General features: G+C 72.1%; 18 protein-coding genes. 13 read left to right on the plus strand and 5 right to left on the minus strand.

Annotation, left to right across the window (positions count from 1 at the left end):
* Positions 1–150: 150 nt before the first annotated feature.
* Complete coding sequence (locus CR470_RS08800; protein WP_097867005.1) at positions 151–816, minus strand: DedA family protein; 666 nt, start codon at positions 814–816, stop codon at positions 151–153.
* Positions 817–830: 14 nt separating this feature from the next.
* Entirely contained in the window at positions 831–1718 is an 888-nt protein-coding gene (locus tag CR470_RS08805; protein ID WP_097867006.1) for an SIS domain-containing protein, read from the minus strand.
* A 228-nt stretch (positions 1719–1946) separates the two neighbouring features.
* Here CR470_RS08805 and CR470_RS08810 point away from each other — a divergent pair, with 228 nt between their 5' ends.
* From CR470_RS08810 to CR470_RS08860, 11 genes are all read left to right on the plus strand, one after another.
* Positions 1947–2744, plus strand: a complete 798-nt coding sequence (locus CR470_RS08810; RefSeq protein WP_097867007.1) for a DeoR/GlpR family DNA-binding transcription regulator — start codon at positions 1947–1949, stop codon at positions 2742–2744.
* A gap of 196 nt (positions 2745–2940) precedes the next feature.
* Positions 2941–3345: a cell division protein SepF gene (locus CR470_RS08815; protein WP_006128240.1), complete on the plus strand. Its 405-nt coding sequence runs from the start codon at positions 2941–2943 to the stop codon at positions 3343–3345.
* A 175-nt stretch (positions 3346–3520) separates the two neighbouring features.
* Positions 3521–3880 (plus strand): nucleotide pyrophosphohydrolase, encoded by a 360-nt coding sequence (locus CR470_RS08820; protein ID WP_179892187.1) that lies wholly within the window; start codon positions 3521–3523, stop codon positions 3878–3880.
* 124 nt (positions 3881–4004) lie between these two features.
* The gene (locus CR470_RS08825) at positions 4005–4505 is read left to right on the plus strand and encodes a DUF6099 family protein (RefSeq protein ID WP_097867008.1); all 501 of its coding nucleotides are present in this window, start codon (positions 4005–4007) and stop codon (positions 4503–4505) included.
* 190 nt (positions 4506–4695) lie between these two features.
* Complete coding sequence (locus CR470_RS08830; protein ID WP_097867040.1) at positions 4696–5619, plus strand: LLM class F420-dependent oxidoreductase; 924 nt, start codon at positions 4696–4698, stop codon at positions 5617–5619.
* 41 nt (positions 5620–5660) lie between these two features.
* Entirely contained in the window at positions 5661–6590 is a 930-nt protein-coding gene (gene mmuM, locus CR470_RS08835) for a homocysteine S-methyltransferase (protein ID WP_097867009.1), read from the plus strand.
* 95 nt (positions 6591–6685) lie between these two features.
* On the plus strand, positions 6686–8194 hold the full coding sequence (locus CR470_RS08840) for a 3' terminal RNA ribose 2'-O-methyltransferase Hen1 (RefSeq protein ID WP_097867010.1): 1509 nt from the start codon (positions 6686–6688) through the stop codon (positions 8192–8194).
* Positions 8191–10773, plus strand: coding sequence for a polynucleotide kinase-phosphatase (locus CR470_RS08845; protein ID WP_097867011.1), 2583 nt, complete (start codon positions 8191–8193; stop codon positions 10771–10773). The genes CR470_RS08840 and CR470_RS08845 overlap by 4 nt, the downstream gene beginning before the upstream one ends.
* Before the next feature lie 88 nt (positions 10774–10861).
* Entirely contained in the window at positions 10862–12097 is a 1236-nt protein-coding gene (locus CR470_RS08850) for an arginine deiminase (RefSeq protein WP_097867012.1), read from the plus strand.
* A 114-nt stretch (positions 12098–12211) separates the two neighbouring features.
* Positions 12212–13216, plus strand: a complete 1005-nt coding sequence (gene argF, locus CR470_RS08855; RefSeq protein ID WP_097867013.1) for an ornithine carbamoyltransferase — start codon at positions 12212–12214, stop codon at positions 13214–13216.
* A gap of 204 nt (positions 13217–13420) precedes the next feature.
* Positions 13421–14908: an amino acid permease gene (locus CR470_RS08860; RefSeq protein WP_097867014.1), complete on the plus strand. Its 1488-nt coding sequence runs from the start codon at positions 13421–13423 to the stop codon at positions 14906–14908.
* Here the strand turns inward: CR470_RS08860 and CR470_RS08865 are convergent.
* On the minus strand, positions 14859–15308 hold the full coding sequence (locus tag CR470_RS08865) for an ATP-binding protein (protein ID WP_097867015.1): 450 nt from the start codon (positions 15306–15308) through the stop codon (positions 14859–14861). The two genes, CR470_RS08860 and CR470_RS08865, sit on opposite strands and share 50 nt — an antisense overlap.
* 283 nt (positions 15309–15591) lie before the next feature.
* On the opposite strand from CR470_RS08865, the gene CR470_RS08870 reads away from it, so the two are divergent.
* Positions 15592–16419, plus strand: a complete 828-nt coding sequence (locus CR470_RS08870) for an enoyl-CoA hydratase family protein (RefSeq protein WP_097867016.1) — start codon at positions 15592–15594, stop codon at positions 16417–16419.
* 80 nt (positions 16420–16499) lie between these two features.
* Positions 16500–18761 carry a bifunctional salicylyl-CoA 5-hydroxylase/oxidoreductase gene (locus CR470_RS08875; protein ID WP_097867041.1) on the plus strand — a complete coding sequence of 754 codons (2262 nt, stop codon included), beginning with the start codon at positions 16500–16502 and terminating at the stop codon, positions 18759–18761.
* Here the strand turns inward: CR470_RS08875 and CR470_RS08880 are convergent.
* Positions 18748–19206: a hypothetical protein gene (locus CR470_RS08880; protein ID WP_097867042.1), complete on the minus strand. Its 459-nt coding sequence runs from the start codon at positions 19204–19206 to the stop codon at positions 18748–18750. The genes CR470_RS08875 and CR470_RS08880 overlap by 14 nt on opposite strands.
* Positions 19207–19331: 125 nt before the next feature.
* The gene (locus CR470_RS08885; protein ID WP_097867017.1) at positions 19332–20153 is read right to left on the minus strand and encodes a PaaX family transcriptional regulator; all 822 of its coding nucleotides are present in this window, start codon (positions 20151–20153) and stop codon (positions 19332–19334) included.

Consider the following 20153-nt stretch of genomic DNA (forward strand, 5'->3'; position numbering starts at 1 on the left):
GGTTCCGGCCGCGCCGCGCGGCGCTGGGGCGCGCGGCGCGGAGTCCTGCCGTACGGGGCCCGCGTCGGGCCGCACGGGGTCGCGTCGCGCAGAGTCGCACCCCTTCGGCTTCCCTTCGTGCCGCGTCGGTCCTTGCCCGGTCGCGCGTCGTCAGGGCCGCCCGCGGCTGCGGCCCCGGACGCGCATCGCGACGTAACCGACCAGGGTGACGGCGGCCAGCGCGAGCACGATCCTGGACACGACGCCGACGTACGCCCCGACCACCTCCCACTGGTCGCCGAGCCAGTATCCGGCCATCACGAGCACGGTGTTCCACACCAGGCTGCCCGCCGTCGTCAGCCCGACGAACACCGGCAGCGGCATGCGCTCCACGCCCGCGGGAACCGAGATCAGGCTCCGGAACACCGGCACCATGCGGCCCAGCAGCACCGCCTTGGTGCCGTGCCGGGCGAACCACTCCTCCGTCCGCACCAGGTCGGAGGCCTTGACCAGGGGGAGCTTCGCCCACCAGGCGTGCATCCGCTCCCGGCCGAACACGGCTCCGATCCCGTACAGGACCACGGCGCCGACGACCGAGCCGAGCGTCGTCCAGAACAGGGCCGAGGCGATGCTGAGCACCCCCTGCGAGGCGGCGAACCCGGTCAGCGGCAGGATGACCTCGCTGGGCAGCGGCGGGAACACGTTCTCCAGCGCGATGGCGGCGCCCGCGCCGGGACCGCCGAACGTCTCGACCAGCCCGGTGGCCCAGCCGACGACGCCCCCCTGCGACTCCGGGGCACCGAGCGGTTCCCGGGCGGCTGACAGGGTCAGGTGCATGTGTCCATGGTCCCTCAGGCGCCGTCGAGCACCACCGAACGGCTCAGGTGGCGCGGCAGGTCCGGGTCGAGTCCCCGCGCGGCCGCACGGGCCAGGGCGAGGCGCTGTACGCGTACGAGGTCGGCCAGCGGGTCGAGGGTGCTGTCCACCCACTGGGCGCCCGTCGCGCGCACCTGCTCGGGCAGGCCCTCGGGGGCCTCGCCGAACATCCAGGTCGCGGTGGAGACGGTGGAGATGCTGATGGGACCGTGGCGGTACTCCATGGCGGGATAGGACTCGGTCCAGGACAGCGACGCCTCCTTCATCTTCAGCGCCGCCTCGTGGGCCAGCCCGACCGTCCACCCCCGGCCGAGGAAGGAGAACTGGGTGCTCCGCAGCAGCCCGTCGGGCAGTGGCTCGGCCAGCGCCGTCTCCGCGTCGGCGACCACGGACTCGGAGTGCAGGCCGAGGTGGGCCCGCAGCAGGGTGAGGGCGGTCGTGGCGAAGCGCGTCTGGACGACGGACCGTTCGTCGGCGAAGTCCAGGACGACGAGATCGTCGGCCGCCGCCCTGACCGGGGTCTGCGGATCCGCCGTGACGGCCACCGTGCGGGTGGTCCCGCGCAGCCGGTTCAGCAGTTCCAGCACCTCGGTCGTGGTCCCCGAGCGGGTCAGTGCGACGACGCGGTCGTAGCCGCGGCCGAAGGGGAACTCGGAGGCGGCGAAGGCGTCCGACTCGCCCTGGCCGGAACCCTCGCGGAGCCCGGCGTAGGCCTGCGCCATGTAGAAGGAGGTACCGCAGCCGACGACCGCGATCCGCTCGCCCGCGACGGGCAGGGCGGCGGCCTCGGGGCCGCCCGCCAGGGCGGCGGCGCGCCGCCAGCAGGCGGGCTGACTGGCTGTCTCGGTCTCGGCATACGACACGTCTGCACTCCACGGGAACGAAAGGGACCACGGGAACGGGGCTGAGCGGCGCTGATCGCCCGCATGTAGAATTCTGCACGCTACATGCAGTTATTGAGCAAAAACAAGCAAGGTGCAGGTGGGTGAAGAGCTCCCGAGCGGCCCTGTGCGACGCTTGCGGCGGTCCGGCCACCGGCGACCGCGTTCCCGCGAAACGCGGTGCCCGCGCCGGACGGTGAGGAGACGCACTTGTCCAGGGACGCCCGGTGGGACGCGCTGCTGGAACTGGTCGGCAAGCACGGCAGGGTGGACGTCGAGGAGGCGGCGACGGCGCTCGATGTCTCGGCCGCGACCATCCGCCGCGACCTGGACCAGCTGGCGGAACAGCACCTGCTCACCCGCACCAGGGGCGGCGCGGTCGCGCACGGGGTCTCCTACGAACTGGCGCTCCGCTACAAGACGGGCCGTCACGCGCCGGAGAAGCAGGCCATCGGCCGCGCCGTGTCCGCTCTCGTGGCCGTCGGCGAAGTCGTCGGCCTGACCGGTGGGACGACCGTGACCGAGGTCGCCAGGGCTCTGGCGGTACGCCCGGACATCGTGGGCGAGACGGCGGCGGCAGGCGGGCAGCCGACGCTGACCGTGGTGACCAACGCCCTCAACATCGCGAGTGAGCTGGCGATCCGGCCGCAGATCAAGATGGTCGTGACCGGCGGGGTCGCGAGGCCCCAGTCGTACGAGCTGACGGGCCCGCTCGCCGTCGGCGTGATGAACGAGATCACCCTGGACGTCGCCGTCCTCGGAGTGAACGCCATCGACATCGAACGCGGTGCGTACGTCCACCACGAGGGCGAGGCCAGCGTCAACCGGCTGCTCGCGGAGCGGGCCCAGCGGGTGGTGGTGGCGGCCGACTCGTCGAAGATCGGCAAGCGGGCGTTCGCCCGGGTCTGCGATCTCGGACTGGTCGACGTTCTGGTCACCGACTCGCACATCTGCGCGGAGGCGAAGGACCGGTTCGGCGATGCGGGCGTCCAGGTCATCACGGTCTGATCCGCGGGGGGCGGCTCACCGCAGTCCGAACGGTGCGGGGCGTAATGAACCGATGTCCGTCGGGTACCGGAAGCGACACGGACGGAGACTTCACCGTGTCGCTGGTACGCCGAACGGGTGAGGGGCGAGAGGATTGCCCGATGAACAGTGAGTGCAGCCGGCGGGAACCCGACCGGCTCGATGACGGGGTGGCCCTGTGAGCAGGTACGACAGGTATGACAGATACGACGCCACCGACGAACAGTGGGAGGGGCTCGCCCAGGTCGTACCGCTGCGCGGCCGCGACGAGTGGCCGTCCCGGATCGACCACCGCACCGTCCCGGACGAGCGCGCGGCCGAACAGCGGCGCCTCGTCGTGCTGCGGGTACAGGTCTTCGCGGACGCGCGCGAGGTCGCCGAGTACTTGGTCGCCCAGGTTCCTGTGCTGCTCGACCTGACGGCGGCGGAAACGGACGTGGCGAAGCGGATTCTCGACTTCAGCAGCGGTGTGGTCTTCGGTCTCGGCAGCGGCATGCACCGCGTCGACCGCAATGTCTTCCTGCTCGCGCCGGTCGGCATGGAGGTCGAGGGGGTCACGCCCGCGGGCCTCGCCCAGTCGTAGGAAGCGGCAGTCGGGGCGGCAGCCGGACCGGACCGCCGCCCCCGGCCGCGCCGCCCCCGTGTTCCGGGCCGGTCTCCGCCTTCCGCGCCGTCCCCGTTCTGCGCGTCGGACCGTCCCCTCGTGCGGAGTGGCGTGCGGGGAGGCGCTGTCGGTGGCCGGTGATAGACCTGAGGCCGTGACAGACATCGATGTGGCAGAACTCCAGCGGCGGCTGGCCGCGTTCGCGGCGGCGCGCGACTGGGGGCGGTATCACACCCCGAAGAACCTGGCGGCCGCGCTCAGCGTCGAGGCCTCCGAACTGCTGGAGATCTTCCAGTGGCTGACGCCCGAACAGTCGGCGCGGGTCATGGAGAACCCCGAATCGGCCCACCGGGTCGCCGACGAGGTGGCGGATGTGCTCGCCTATCTCCTGCAGTTCTGCGCGGTATTGGGCATCGATCCGACGGCGGCGCTGGTGGCCAAGTTGGAGCGGAACGAACAGCGCTTCCCCGTGCCGAGCGCTCCGGAACCTCACGATCGTCACTCTTCGGAGTGAGTGAGATATCCACAGTCGACTTCCTGTCCACAGATTTCCGATTTCCTCTGGCTTTACGGTGCCGTCTACCTCACTGTGGGTAATGAATGAGGTGAGCGGGTTTTCGTACGGACGGGGGAGACACATGGAAGCGGAGCGACTCATCGAGGCGGGACGGCGGGCGCTGGCGGGCAGCCGGGGTGCGCTGGACGTCATGGCGGAGGCCTGGCAGGCACAGGCGGTCGCCCGGGCGATCGGCAGTCGGCTGGCGCTGTACGGCCCGGTGGAGTTACGGAGCGAGGCGCGGGCGCTGGGGGAGATCGGCGCCGGGTGCTCGGCGCTGAATCACCCGACGGTGCTCTCCGGCGGAGCCAGGGCGGCCCAGTTGTCCGGGATCGCCGATGTGCGGCCGGCCTTGGCCGGGCTGGCGCTGCTGCTCGGTGAGGCCGGGATCGCCCTGGTCGGAGTGGCCTGCGACACGGGGGAGGACGGTCTGTACTGGCAGTGCATCGAGGCCATGGACGCGGCCGACGAATCACTGGACCGCGTGCACGGGATGCTGAGACGACTGGCGGAGCGGGAGAGGGAACGCGACGGTCCCTACGGCGGTATACGCGGCCCCGCGGCGTCGGCGGCGGGTCCCTGAGGGAAGGCGGTGGGGCGTCGAGAGGGGGTACGGACAGCTGAGGGGAGGGGGTGGGGCGTCGAGAGAGGGGACGGGCAGCACTGAGGGGAGGCAGCGGCTGGCGGAGGCAGGGGCAGACAGGGGCAGATGCGGGGGAGGTCCGGCCTGGCCGGTGGGCGGGAGCGGGCACCGGAGAGGCAGGATGGAGGGCATGGATCTCCGCATCTTCACCGAGCCCCAGCAAGGGGCCGACTACGACACCCTGCTCACCGTCGCCAAGGCCGCCGAGGACCTGGGCTTCGACGCTTTCTACCGCTCCGACCACTATCTCCGCATGGGCTCCGGCGACGGTCTGCCCGGACCGACGGACGCCTGGATCACCCTGGCCGGACTGGCGCGCGAGACCCGGCGGATCCGGCTCGGCACGCTGATGACCGCCGGCACGTTCCGGCTGCCGGGCGTGCTGGCCATCCAGGTGGCCCAGGTCGACCAGATGTCCGGTGGCCGGGTCGAACTGGGCCTGGGGGCAGGTTGGTTCGAGGAGGAACACAAGGCCTACGGCATTCCGTTCCCGAAGGAGAAGTTCGGCCGCCTGGAGGAGCAGCTCGCGATCATCACGGGCCTGTGGGCGACAGAGGTCGGCAGGACCTTCAGCTATGACGGGACGTACTACCAGCTCACCGATTCGCCCGCGCTGCCCAAGCCCGCCCAGGCCAAGGTGCCCGTCCTGATCGGCGGCCACGGTGCGACGCGCACCCCGCGGCTCGCCGCGCAGTACGCGGACGAGTTCAACATCCCGTTCGCCTCGCTGGAGGACAGTGAGAGGCAGTTCGGTCGGGTCCGGGCCGCCGCGCAAGCGCACGGGCGCGCGCCGGACGACCTCGTGTACTCCAACGCGCTGATCGTCTGCACGGGCAAGGACGACGCGGAGGTCGCCAGGCGCGCGGCGGCCATCGGCCGGGACGTGGAGGAGCTCAAGGCGAACGGGCTGGCGGGATCGCCCGCGGAGGTGGTCGACAAGATCGGCAGCTACGGGGCGATCGGCTCGTCGAGGATCTACCTCCAGGTCCTCGATCTGGACGACCTGGACCATCTGGAACTGATCTCCTCGCAGATCCAGTCCCAGCTGACCTGACCTGACCTGACCTGACCTGACCTGACGAGGAGGAGGCGGCTGTGAGCACCGGCACCACACTTGCCGACGCGCTGGACGCCGGGCCCGTCCTGCTGGACGGCGGGCTGTCCAACCAACTGGAGGCGCAGGGCTGCGATCTGTCCGACGCGCTGTGGTCGGCCCGGTTGCTGACCGACGCGCCGGAACAGATCGAGGCCGCTCACCTCGCCTACCTCCGGGCGGGCGCGCGGGTGCTCATCACGGCCAGCTATCAGGCCACCTTCGAGGGATTCGGGCGGTACGGGCTCGACCGGGCCGGGACAGAGGCCCTGCTCGCCCGCAGCGTGGAGCTGGCCCGGGGCGCCGCCGACGCGGCGCGCCGGGCCGACCCCGGGCGGCAGACCTGGGTCGCCGCGTCGGTCGGACCGTACGGGGCGATGCTCGCGGACGGCAGTGAGTACCGGGGCCGTTACGGGCTGAGCGTCCGGGAGCTGGAGCGCTTCCACCGCCCCCGGGTGGCGGCGCTGGCCGCTGCCGGGCCGGACGTCCTGGCGCTGGAGACGGTGCCGGACCTGGACGAGGCCGAAGCCCTGGTCCGGGTGGCCGAGGAGACCGGACTGCCGTACTGGCTCTCGTACAGCGTGGCGGGCGGCCGGACCCGGGCCGGTCAGCCGCTGGAGGAGGCGTTCGCGGTGGCGGCGGGGCAAGACTCCGCCCTCGCGGTCGGCGTCAACTGCTGCGATCCGGAGGAGGCGCGGGCGGCGGTGGAGCAGGCGGTGGCGGTCACGGGCCGGCCCGCCGTGGTCTACCCGAACAGCGGGGAGGGGTGGGACGCCGGAGCGCGGGGATGGACCGGGTGCGGCACCTTCGACCCCGGGCGGGTGCGGGCCTGGACGCGGGCCGGGGCCAGGCTCGTCGGAGGCTGCTGCCGGGTGGGGCCGGAACTCATCACGGAGCTGGCGGGGAGGCTGGAGAGCCAGGGACCGCCGTAGGGGTGTCGCCGGGGTCGTCCCGGAGGTCATCCCCGTCCCGGGACGGGGATGAAATTACCTGGTGGGGGCGGGGGGCGAGGATCATACTCGGACAGGTGTTCCTGACAATCGGTACGACCGGCACCCTTGAACGTCCCGCCACGGACCTGGGCTTCCTGCTGCACAAGCATCCCGACAAGGCGCAGACGTTCTCCACCTCGCACGGCTCCGCGCACGTCTTCTATCCCGAGGCGTCCCCCGAGCGCTGCACGGCCGCACTCCTGCTGGAGGTGGATCCGGTGGTGCTGGTGCGGCGCGGCAAGGGCAAGGGCCGGGGAGGCGCGCCCGACGCGGCGCTCGCGCAGTACGTCAACGACCGCCCCTACGCGGCGTCCTCGCTGTTGTCGGTCGCCCTCGCAGCCGTGTTCAAGTCCGCGCTGGGCGGTGTCTGCCGGGCCATGCCCGAGCGGGCCGGGGGCCCGTTGCCGCTGCGGATCGAGGTGCCCGCCCTGCCCGCCAGGGGCGGCGCCGAGCTGGTGCGCAAGCTGTTCGCGCCGCTCGGCTGGTCGCGGGTCGACGTCACGGCCGTACCGCTGGACGAGGAGTTCCCCGCGTGGGGCGACTCCCGGTACGTACGGCTGGTGCTGGAGGGCGAGTTGCGGCTCGCCGACGCGCTGCGGCAGCTCTACGTCCTGCTCCCGGTGCTCGACGACGCCAAGCACTACTGGGTCGCGCCCGACGAGGTGGACAAGCTGCTGCGCGCGGGGGAGGGCTGGCTGGCCGACCACCCCGAGCGGCCGCTGATCACCCGGCGTTATCTGTCCCACCGCTGGGGGCTCACCCGCCAGGCCGACCAGGCCCTGGAGCTGGTACGGCTCGCCGAGTCGGATGACCTCGACGTGGGATGCGTCGACAACGCCGTGGACGAGAGCACCGACACCGAGGAGAAGCCTGTTCCGCTCGCCGAGCACCGACGCACCGCGATCCTCGACGCGCTGCGCGCCGCCGGGGCGCGTCGGGTGCTCGACCTCGGCTGCGGACAGGGCCAGTTGGTGCAGGCCCTTCTCAAGGACGTGCGCTTCTCCGAGATCGTGGGCGTCGACGTCTCGATGCGCGCCCTCACCATCGCCTCGCGGCGGCTGAAGCTGGACCGGATGGGGGAGCGCCAGGCCGACCGGGTCACCCTGCGTCAGGGGTCGCTGACCTACACGGACAAGCGGCTGGCGGGATACGACGCCGCCGTGCTCAGCGAGGTCGTCGAGCACCTCGACCTGCCCCGGCTGCCCGCCCTGGAGTACGCGGTGTTCGGCGCGGCGCGGCCTGGGACGGTGCTCGTGACCACGCCGAACGTCGAGTACAACGTCCGCTGGGAGACCCTCCCGGCCGGGCACGTCCGGCACGGGGACCACCGTTTCGAGTGGACCCGGGCCGAATTCCGGGACTGGGCCGGGCAGGTCGCCGAGCGGCACGGATACACCGTCCGCTACGTGCCGGTCGGGCCGGACGACCCCGAGGTGGGGCCGCCGACCCAGATGACCGTGTTCACCCGGACCACGGAAACCACCGGCAGCCGCGACCGGAACACCGAGAAGAAGACCGACACGAGGGAGGCGGAAGCCGCATGAACAGCGACCACAGCACCACCGGCGCGGAAACCGCCACGACCGCCGCCGCGCGCGTCCTGCCGGTGACCGACCTCTCCCTCGTCGTCCTCATCGGCGCCAGCGGATCGGGCAAGTCCACCTTCGCCCACAAGCACTTCAAGCCGACCGAGGTTCTCTCCTCGGACTTCTGCCGGGGCCTGGTCGCCGACGACGAGAACGACCAGAGCGCCAGCCGCGACGCCTTCGACGTGCTGCACTACATCGCCGGCAAGCGCCTGGAGGCCGGGCGGCTCACCGTGATCGACGCCACCAGCGTCCAGTCCGAGAGCCGCAAGCAGCTCGTCCAGCTGGCCCGCAGGTACGACGTCCTGCCCATCGCCATCGTCCTCGACCTCCCCGAAGAGGTCTGCGCCGCCCGCAACGCGGCCCGCCCGGACCGCGCCTCCATGCCGCGCCACGTCATCCAGCGGCACCGCCGCGAGCTGCGGCGTTCCCTGCGCGGCCTGGAGCGCGAGGGCTTCCGCAAGGTGCACGTCCTGCGCACCGAGGAGGAGGCCGAGAGCGCCGAAGTGGTCCTGGAGCGCCGTTACAACGACCTGCGGCACCTCACCGGCCCGTTCGACATCATCGGGGACATCCACGGCTGCCGCTCCGAGCTGGACACCCTGCTCGGCAAGCTCGGTTACGTGGACGGCGCCCACCCCGAAGGACGGACGGCCGTGTTCGTCGGCGACCTCGTCGACCGGGGCCCCGACAGCCCCGGCGTGCTGCGCCGCGTCATGTCCATGGTGTCGGCGGGCACCGCCCTGTGCGTCCCCGGCAACCACGAGAACAAGCTCGGCCGCTACCTCGCGGGCCGCAAGGTCCAGCTCACCCACGGGCTCGCCGAGACCGTCGAGCAGCTGGAGCGCGAGGACGCCGAGCACCCCGAGTTCCGGGCACAGGTGCGCAGGTTCATCGACGGGCTGGTCAGCCACTACGTCCTGGACGACGGCAAGCTGGTGGTCTGCCACGCCGGGCTGCCCGAGAAGTACCACGGCCGCACCTCCGGCCGGGTCCGCTCGCACGCGCTGTACGGGGACACGACGGGGGAGACCGACGAGTTCGGCCTGCCCGTGCGCTACCCGTGGGCCGAGGAGTACCGGGGCCGCGCCACCGTGGTCTACGGCCACACCCCGGTGCCCACCACCTCCTGGATCAACAACACCATCTGCCTGGACACCGGGGCCGTGTTCGGCGGGAGGATGACCGCGCTGCGCTGGCCGGAGCGCGAACTCGTCGACGTACCCGCCGAGAAGGTCTGGTACGAGCCCGTCAAACCGCTGACCACCGAGGCTCCCGGGGGCCGGGAGGGCCGGCCGCTGGACATCGCCGACGTCCAGGGCCGCCGGATCGTGGAGACCCGGCACCTGGGCCGCGTCGCCGTGCGCGAGGAGAACGCCGCCGCCGCGCTCGAAGTGATGAGCCGGTTCGCCGTCGACCCGCAGCTCCTCGCCTACCTCCCGCCCACCATGGCGCCCACCGCCACCTCCCGCGAGGACGGTTTCCTGGAGCACCCGGCCGAGGCCTTCGCGCAGTACGCCGGCGACGGTGTCGAGCGGGTGGTGTGCGAGGAGAAGCACATGGGCTCCCGGGCCGTCGCCCTGGTCTGCAAGGACGCCGGGGCCGCGACCGCGCGGTTCGGCACGGCGGGCCCCACCGGTGCGCTGTACACCCGCACCGGACGCCCGTTCCTGGACGACACGGCCATGACCGAGATGGTCCTGGGCAGGCTCCGCACCGCCGTCACCGCCGCCGGGCTCTGGGAGGAGTGGGACACCGACTGGGTGCTCCTGGACGCCGAACTGATGCCGTGGTCGCTCAAGGCCGGCGGGCTGCTGCGCTCGCAGTACGCCGCCGTCGGCGCCGCGTCCGGCGCGGTCTTCCCGCCGGCCGTCGCCGCCCTGGACCAGGCGGTCGCCCGGGGCGTCGAGGTGGCGGGCCTCGCCGGACTCCAGCGGGCCCGCGCCAGGGACGCGGCCGCGTTCACCGAGGCGTACCGGCGCTACTGCTGGCCCACCGAGGGGCTGGACGGGGTGCGGCTCGCGCCGTTCCAGATCCTCGCCGTCCAGGGCCGCTCCCTGGCCTCCGTGCCGCACGACGAGCAGCTCGCCTGGCTGGACCGGCTCGTGGAGCACGACCCGACCGGGCTCCTCCAGATCACCCGGCGGCTCGTCGTCGACACCGGGGACGAGGCCTCCGTGCGCGCGGGCGTGGACTGGTGGCTGGAGATGACCGGGCGGGGCGGCGAGGGCATGGTCGTCAAGCCGCTCGGCGCCGTTGTCCGGGACGCCAAGGGCCGGCTCGTCCAGCCCGGCGTCAAGGTGCGCGGCCGGGAGTATCTCCGCATCATCTACGGCCCCGAGTACACCCGCCCGGAGAACCTGGAGCGCCTGCGCTCCCGGTTCCTCGGCCACAAGCGCTCGCTGGCGCTGCGGGAGTACGCGCTCGGCCTGGAGGCCCTGGACCGGCTGGCGGAGGGCGAGCCGCTCTGGCGGGTCCACGAGGCGGTGTTCGCCGTCCTCGCCCTGGAGTCGGAGCCGGTGGACCCCCGCCTCTGACCGGCGGAACCCCCCGGCGCGGACAACCACGCCGAACCGGTGGGCGGTTCGCCGGGTGAACGGCGCTCCGCGCGGTGAGGATGAAGGCATGGGATTCCAAGTCGACTCCGAAGCCGGGCGGCTGCGCCGCGTCATACTGCACCGCCCCGATCTGGAGCTGAAGCGGCTCACCCCCAGGAACAAGGACGCGCTCCTGTTCGACGACGTCCTGTGGGTGCGCCGCGCCCGGGAGGAGCACGACGGCTTCGCCGATGTGCTGCGCGACCGAGGTGTCGCCGTGCACCTCTTCGGCGATCTCCTGCGCGAGTCGCTCGACATCCCGGTCGCCCGGCGGATCGTGCTCGACCGGGTCTTCGACGAGAAGGAGTACGGTCCGCTCGCCACCGAGCATCTGCGGGCCGCCTTCGAGGAGTTGTCCTCGGACGAGCTGGCGGAGGCGCTGGTCGGCGGTATGACCAAGCGGGAGTTCCTGGAGCGGCACAACGAGCCGACCTCCGTCCGCTTCCACGTGATGGACCTGGACGACTTCCTGCTCGGCCCGCTGCCCAACCACCTCTTCACCCGGGACACCTCGGCATGGATCTACGACGGGGTCTCCATCAACGCGATGCGCTGGCCCGCCCGGCAGCGCGAGACCGTCCACTTCGAGGCGATCTACCGGCACCATCCCCTGTTCACCGGACCGGAGGCGGGGGTCTTCCACCACTGGTCGGAGGGTCAGGACGACTATCCCTCCACCATCGAGGGTGGTGACGTCCTGGTCATCGGGCAGGGAGCGGTCCTCATCGGGATGAGCGAGCGCACCACACCGCAGGCCGTGGAGATGCTGGCCCGGGGCCTCTTCGACACCGGCTCCGCGCGCACCATCGTGGCGCTCGACATGCCCAAGGCCCGGGCGTTCATGCACCTGGACACGGTGATGACGATGATCGACGGCGACACGTTCACCCAGTACGCCGGTCTCGGCATGCTCCGCTCGTACACCATCGAGCCCGGAAGCGGCCCCCGCGAGCTGAAGGTCACCGACCATCCGCCCGAGCACATGCACCGCGCCATCGCCGCCGCTCTCGGCCTCGACTCCATCCGGGTGCTCACCGCCACCCAGGACGTGCACGCGGCCGAGCGCGAGCAGTGGGACGACGGCTGCAACGTGCTCGCGGTCGAGCCCGGGGTCGTCGTCGCGTATGAGCGCAACGCCACGACCAACACCTACTTGCGCAAGCAGGGCATCGAGGTGATCGAGATCCGGGGCAGCGAGCTGGGCCGGGGACGGGGCGGGCCGCGCTGTATGAGCTGCCCGGTGGAGCGGGACCCGGTGGCCTGAGAGGCGTGCGACCGCTACCCCAGTCTCTGTATAGGGATGCGGGTCATCGTATAGACTTCCGGTTCTGCCCGTGGGCAGTGCGCCGATCCCCGTCCGACCCCAGGAGCAGTCATCATGGCCATAGACCTCACCGGCCGCCACTTCCTCAAGGAGCTGGACTTCACCTCCGAGGAGTTTCTCGGCCTGGTCGCCCTGGCCGCCGAGCTCAAGGCGGCCAAGAAGGCCGGGGTCGAGGTCCAGCGGCTGCGCGGGAAGAACATCGCGCTGATCTTCGAGAAGACCTCGACCCGTACGCGCTGCGCGTTCGAGGTCGCCGCCGCCGACCAGGGCGCCTCCACCACCTACCTCGACCCGTCGGGCTCCCAGATGGGTCACAAAGAGTCAGTGAAGGACACCGCCCGGGTGCTCGGCCGGATGTTCGACGGGATCGAGTACCGGGGCGACAGTCAGCAGGCCGTCGAGGAGCTGGCCGCCTATGGCGGGGTGCCGGTCTTCAACGGGCTCACGGACGACTGGCACCCCACCCAGATGCTCGCCGACGTGCTCACCATGACCGAGTTCCGCGAGGGCCCCGTCATGGGGACGGCCCTCGCCTACCTCGGCGACGCCCGCTTCAACATGGGCAACTCCTACCTGGTCACCGGCGCGCTGCTCGGCCTGGACGTCAGGATCGTCGCCCCCGAGGCGTACTGGCCGGACGAGGCCGTCGTGGCGCGGGCCCGGGAGCTCGCCGAGGTCAGCGGCGCGACGATCACCCTCACCGGCGACGTCGCCGAGGGCGTCCGGGGCGCCGAATTCGTCGCCACCGACGTCTGGGTCTCCATGGGGGAGCCCAAGGAGGTGTGGGCTGAGCGCATCGCCGCCCTCGGGCCCTACGCCGTGACGATGGACGTCCTACGGGCCACCGGCAACCCGGACGTGAGGTTCCTGCACTGCCTGCCCGCCTTCCACGACCTCGGCACCCAGGTGGGCCGGGACATCCACGCCCGGTACGGGCTGACCGAGCTGGAGGTCAGCGACGAGGTCTTCGAGTCCGCGCACTCGGTCGTCTTCGACCAGGCGGAGAACCGGATGCACACGATCAAGGCCGTGCTGGTGGCGACGCTGGCCGGGAAGTAGCCCGGGGCCGGGTTCGGGTGCTTCGCATGCTCATGCACCCGATTGGGTGAACATGCGCGATGGTGGCTACGATGTCGCCTCTTGGTGGGGTTCGGGCTCGCGATGCCCGGGCCCCCTTCCCATGTGCCGCTCGCGGTCCCCACGGCCGCCGTACGCACCGGGAAACGTCCCCCCACTGCACCACCAGAGATGAGAACGTCCCGCATGAGTCCCGGTCTGCCGTATTCCGGCGCCCCGCAGCACCCCGCCCCCTCGAAGCCGGGGCTGCGCCGCAAGAGCCCCGATCAGCTCATCGCCGAGTCCGGCGGCGACCTGGAGGGCCACGGACTCAAGCGCACGATGGGCCTCTTCCAGCTCGTCTGCTTCGGGGTCGGCGCGATCGTCGGCACCGGCATCTTCGTCGGGCTGTCCGACAGCGTCGCCGAGGCCGGCCCCGCCGTCGTGATCTCGTTCGTCCTCGCGGCGATCACCTGCATCTTCACCGCCCTGTCCTTCGCGGAGCTGGGCAGCGCCATCCCGGTCTCCGGAAGCTCGTACTCCTTCGCGTACGCGGCCCTCGGTGAGCGCACCGCCTTCCTCGTCGGCTGGTGCCTGCTGCTGGAGTACGGCGTGTCGGTCTCCGCCGTCGCGGTGGGCTGGAGCCAGTACGTCAACGAGCTGCTGAACAGCGTGATCGGCTGGGAACTCCCCGAGGCCCTGTCCGCCGGTCCGGCCGACGGCGGTGTGGTCAATCTGCCGGCGGTCGTCGTGATCGCCATGGCCGCCGCGCTGCTGGTGCGCGGTGTCCGGGAGAGCGCCGCCGCCACCGCCGCCATGGCGATGCTCAAGATCGGCATCCTGGTCGCGTTCTGCGCCGTGGCGTTCAGCGCGTTCCAGGACGACAACCTCATGCCGTTCGCGACCCACGGGCTCGGCGGCATCACCGCGGGCGCCTCGCTGGCGTTCTTCTCCTACATCGGCTTCGACGCCATCACCACCGCCGGCGAAGAGGTCAAGAACCCCCGGCGGAACATCCCCATCGCCATCCTGATCTGCATCGGCGTCGTCACCCTGCTCTACTGCGCGGTGGCGCTCTCGGCGATCGGCGCGATCGGCTCGGACGCCGTCGCGAACAGGAGCGCGGCCCTCTCGATCGCCGTCAACCAGGTCACCGACTCCACGGTCGGCGGCGGCATCATCGCCTTCGGCGCGGTCGTCGCCATCGCCTCGGTGGTACTCGCCGTGATGTACGGACAGACCCGCATCCTGATGTCGATGTCCCGCGACGGGCTCATCCCGCGCGTCTTCGAGCGGGTCTCGCCCAAGACCCACACCCCGGTCGCCAACACCTGGATCGTCGCCTGCGTCTTCGCGGTCCCGGCCGCGTTCGTCCCGCTCGACGTCGTGGTGAACCTGACGACCATCGGCACGCTCGCCACGATGGTCGCCGTCAATGTGGCGGTGGTGGTGCTCCGGCGGCGCAACCCCGAGCTGAAGCGGACCTTCCGGGTGCCGCTCTACCCGGTGAGCCCGCTGCTGGGCGTCGCCTTCTGCCTGTATCTCATGTACGGGACCGGCTGGACGACCTGGGTCCAGTTCGCGGTCTTCCTCGCCGTCGGCTCGCTGCTGTACGCCGGCTACGGGCGCAAGCGCTCCCGGCTGGTCAGCTCCCCGGGGACGGGCCCGGCTGCGCCGGTATCGCCGGAAGCGTGAACCAGACGGCCTTGCCGTGCTCCGTGGTGCGGTGACCGCAGGCGGAGCTGAGGGTCCGGATCAGCAGCAGGCCGCGGCCGTGCTCCTGCCAGGGATCGACCTCACAGCCCGGCTGCGGCCGCGACAGGTCGCCCGGCGGGGCGGGGTCGCGGTCGTGCACCTCGACCTGGCAGCCGGTGGGCAGCAGCTCCACGACCAGCTCGATGGGCTCACCGCCCAGCGTGTGCTCGACGGCGTTGGCCACCAGTTCGGCGGTCAGCAGCTCGGCGGTGTCGCTGTCGGCCGGGGCGTCGATGTCCGACAGCGCCGTACGGATGAGAGCGCGGGCGATCGGCACGGCCGCCGTGGAGTGCGGCAGGGCGATGCGCCAGGAAGCGGGGACGGGGACGTCGGGCGGCACGGCGGGGTTTCCGTTCGGGAGCGGGTCTTCCTCGAAGCGGGAGGTCTCGACTTCTGGGGTTCACGCGGTACTCGTGCCGAGACTTCCTGGTTTCCACCTTACGAACCGCTCCGGGCCGGCCATAGAGGCGGTCGGTCGGAGCAAAGGGGACTTTCGCCACAACGGTCTCATGGAAGCTGTATTGCGATCTCGTGACGGCAGTCACGTAAGAGTGATAACTTCGAAGGCGGAACGCGACCCGCGCACGGCCGACGCCGGCCCGATCGCTGAAGGGGACCCCTCCATGAGCCCGTTTCCCAGCTCGGCCCCGAGTACCGAGGAATGGCGTCATCTGCGGCTGACCCGGGACGACGGTGTGGCCACTGTCACATTCGCCCGCCCCGAGAAACTCAACGCGCTCACCTTCGGCGCCTACGCGGACCTGCGCGACCTCCTCGCCGAGCTCTCCCGGGAACGTTCCGTCCGCGCCCTGGTCCTCGCCGGCGAGGGGCGCGGCTTCTGCTCCGGCGGCGACGTCGACGAGATCATCGGCGCCACCCTGGCCATGGACACCGCGCAGCTCCTCGACTTCAACCGGATGACCGGCCAGGTCGTCCGGGCCCTGCGGGAGTGCCCCTTCCCGGTCGTCGCCGCCGTCCAGGGCGTCGCCGCCGGAGCCGGAGCCGTGCTGGCCCTGGCGGCGGACTTCCGGATCGCCGACCCGTCGGCCCGCTTCTCCTTCCTCTTCACCCGGGTCGGCCTCTCCGGCGGCGACATGGGCGCGGCCTACCTGCTGCCCCGGGTCGTCGGCCTCGGCCACGCCACCCGGCTCCTGATGCTCGGGGACGCCGTCCGCGCCCCCGAGGCGGAGCGGATCGGGCTGATCAGCGAACTGGCCGAGGAGGGCAGGGCCGACGAACGCGCCGCCGAGCTGGCCCGCCGCCTCGCCGACGGCCCCGCCCTCGCCCTCGCCCAGACCAAGGCCCTGCTCACCGCCGAACTGGACATGCCGCTGGCCGCCTCCGTCGAGCTGGACGCCAACACCCAGGCGCTCCTGATGCACGGCGAGGACTACGCCGAGTTCCACGCCGCCTTCACCGAGAAGCGGCCCCCGAAGTGGCAGGGGAGGTAGCCGCCGTGCCGGCCCCCGAAGCCAACCGGCGCCCGGACACGGCGACCGCCCCGCGCCGGGGCCCCTCGTCCGCGCGCCGGATCGCGGTCATCGGCGGCGGCCCCGGCGGTCTCTACGCCGCGGCCCTCCTCAAGCGGCTCGACCCGGACCGCACGGTCACCGTCTTCGAGCGCAACGCCCCCGACGACACCTTCGGCTTCGGCGTCGTCCTCTCCGACGAGACCCTCGGCTCCATCGAACACGCCGACCCCGAGGTGTACCGGGAGCTGAGCCGCGCGTTCGTCCGCTGGGACACGATCGACATCGTCCACCGGGGCCGGACCCACACCTCCGGCGGCCACGGCTTCGCCGCCCTCGGCCGCCGCCGGCTCCTGGAGATCCTGCGCGCGCGCTGCGCGGGCCTCGGCGTCGACCTCCGCTTCCGCTCCCCGGCCCCGCCCGCCGCCGCGCTCGCCGCGCACCACGACCTGGTCATCGCCGCCGACGGGGTGCACAGCGCCACCCGCGGGGCCCACGCCGACGCCTTCGGCCCGAGCATCACCGAACACCGCAACCGCTACATCTGGCTCGCCGCCGACTTCGCGTTCGACGCCTTCCGCTTCGAGATCGCCGAAACCCCCTACGGCGTCATGCAGTTGCACGGATACCCGTACGCCGCGGACGCCTCAACCGTGATCGTCGAGATGCGCGAGGAGGTGTGGCGCGCCGCCGGGCTCGACGCCTGCGACACGGACGAATCCACCGCCCGCTGCGCCAAGTTCTTCTCCGAAGCCCTGGACGGCCGTCCGCTGCGCGGCAACCGGTCCTCCTGGCTCGCCTTCCGTACGGTCACCAACTCCCGCTGGTCCCACGGCAACACCGTGCTCATCGGCGACGCCGCCCACACCGCCCACTTCTCCATCGGCTCCGGCACCAAGCTCGCCGTCGAGGACGCCCTGGCGCTGGCCGCCTGCGTCGAGGAGCAGCCGGACCTGCCCGGCGCCCTGGCCGCGTACGAGGCCGAGCGCCGCCCCGTCGTCGCCTCCACCCAGCGCGCCGCCGCCGCCAGTCTGCGCTGGTTCGAGGAGCTGGCCACCTACCTGGACCAGCCGCCCCGGCGCTTCGCGTTCAACCTGCTCACCCGCAGCCGCCGGGTCACCCACGACAACCTCCGGCTGCGCGACGGCTCGTTCACCGCCGCCGTCGAGGAGGAGTTCGGCTGCCCGCCGGGCACCCCGCCGATGTTCGCTCCGCTGCGCCTGCGCGGCCTCGAACTGCGCAACCGCGTCGTCGTCTCACCCATGGACATGTATTCCGCCGTCGACGGGCTGCCCGCCGACTTCCACCTCGTTCACCTCGGGGCCCGCGCACTCGGCGGCGCCGGACTCACCATGACCGAGATGGTCTGCGTCAGCCCCGAGGGTCGCATCACCCCCGGCTGCACCGGCCTGTGGAACGACGAACAGGCCGACGCCTGGCGGCGGATCACCGACTTCGTCCACGCCTCGGCCCCCGGCGCCGCCATCGGCGTGCAGCTCGGACACTCCGGCCGCAAGGGCTCCACGAAGCTGATGTGGGAAGGCATCGACCAGCCCCTGGAGACCGGCAACTGGCCGCTGACGGCCGCCTCCCCGCTCCCGTACGAGCCCGGCCTCAGCCAGGTCCCGACGGAGCTGGACCGAGCCGGAATGCTCGCCGTGCGCGAGCAGTTCGTGGCGGCCGCCCGGCGCGCCGCCGACAGCGGCTTCGATCTACTCGAACTCCACTGCGCTCACGGCTACTTGCTCTCCGGCTTCCTCTCCCCGCTCACCAACCGCCGCACCGACGCCCACGGCGGATCACCGGAGGCGAGACTCCGCTTCCCCCTCGAGGTCTTCGACGCCGTACGCGAAGTCTGGCCGCGGGAAAGGCCGATGACCGTGCGGGTCTCCGCCACCGACTGGGCCGAGGGCGGCACCGACGCCGAGGACGCCGTCACGATCGCCCGCGCCTTCGCCGACCATGGGGCCGACGCCATCGACGTGTCCACCGGCCAGGTCGTGGCCGAGGAGCGCCCCGAGTACGGCCGCTCCTACCAGACCCCGTACGCCGACCGGATCCGCAACACCGTCGGCGTCCCCGTCATCGCGGTCGGTGCGATCTCCTCCTGGGACGACGTCAACTCCCTGCTCCTGGCGGGCCGAGCCGATCTCTGCGCCCTGGCCCGCCCCCATCTGTACGACCCGCACTGGACCCTGCACGCGGCGGCCGAACAGGGCTACACCGGTCCCGGCGCTCCCTGGCCCCTTCCGTACGGCGCGGGCAGCCGCCCCCCGCCCACCGGCCGCACCGACGGACCGAAGCCCCGGCTCAGGCTGGGCTGAGGCAGTCGTGACAGCGGCACGGAACGGGGTGCGGCGCACCGCGCCAGCGCTCCTCGCGGTACCGCGGGGCCAGGCGCCCGAGCAGCGCGGCCAGTTCCTCGGCGTGCTCCCGCGTGGCCCAGGACCCGTCGACGCCCACCGCTGTCACGCGGCGCAACACCGCCGGGCTGTACACCGCGACGGGCCGGAAGGTGTGGAGATTGCGGGTCGCCATGTCGATGGTGATGTACGCACCGGTGTGCCGGCCGCGCCCGATGGTGGTCAACTGCTCGTGCCCCATGCCCCCATAGGTGCCGACGACGTGCACCTTCGACCCGCCCCGGTACGACTTGGTCCCGGGCCGCAGCTCCTGCCCGCCGTCCCCGTACCGCCGCCACCGCACCACGTTCGCGGCGACGAGCCACAGCGGCTCCGGGGTCTCCGGTTGCTCGCTCCCGGGTTCCATGATCACGGGCTCCGCCGTCACGGGCTCCTCCTCAACAGCAGCCTGTCCGCGTGGAGGTCCAGGCCATGCCTCATCCTGCCCGCGGGCAGGGGTCCGGGGCATCTGGATTTCACCCCCGGCGGGGGTCACGGCCGCACATAGCGCTCCCCGGCGTCGCGCAGCCGCTCGTGCAGCCGGCCGAACACCTCCGCCGACCGGCCGCCCGGCCAGTCCCCGGGCAGCAGTTCCGACGGCAGACCCGGGTCCGCGTACGGGAGTTGACGCCACGAGTCCAGGGCCAGCAGATAGTCCCGGTAGGCGGTCTGCGGGCGGGCTGCGCCATCGGTGTCCCCGGACGTCTCCCAGTCCCGCAGCACCGGCTCGTGCAGTTCCAGGAACTCGTGGTGCAGGCGCGCCACCGCCGCCAGGTCCCACCAGCGGGCCACCGCCTCGCGGGTGGCGGCGAAACCGAGGTGCTCGCCGCGGAACAGGTCCACGTACGGGGTGAGTCCGAGCCGCTCCAAGGTGTGCCGGGTCTCCTCGTACAGGCCGGCCGGCGCGATCCACACCCCGGGCGCGGCCGTGCCGAAGCCCAGCCGGGCCAGCCGGGAGCGCAGCAGATGGCGCTTGCTGCGCTCCGCCTCGGGCACGGAGAACACCGCGAGCACCCAGCCGTCGGAAAGTCGCGGTGCGGGCCGCCCGTAGATCCTCCGGTCCCCGTCGTCCAGCAGTTGCCGGGCGTCCGGCGACAGCGCGTACCCCGCCGAGCCGTCGGCCGCACGGGCGGCCACCAGGAGCCCGCGCCGCTTCAGCCGCGAGACGCAGGAGCGTACGGAGGGGGCGTCGACGCCGACGGCGTGCAGCAGACGGATCAGCTCCGACACCGCGAACGGGGCGCCGTCCGGCGGGCGGCCGTAGGCGCCGTAGAGCGTGACGATCAGGGAACGGGGGGTGCGCAACTCGGCCAC

The organism is Streptomyces sp. rh34 (assembly GCF_002551245.1).
Taxonomy (GTDB): Bacteria; Actinomycetota; Actinomycetes; order Streptomycetales; family Streptomycetaceae; genus Streptomyces.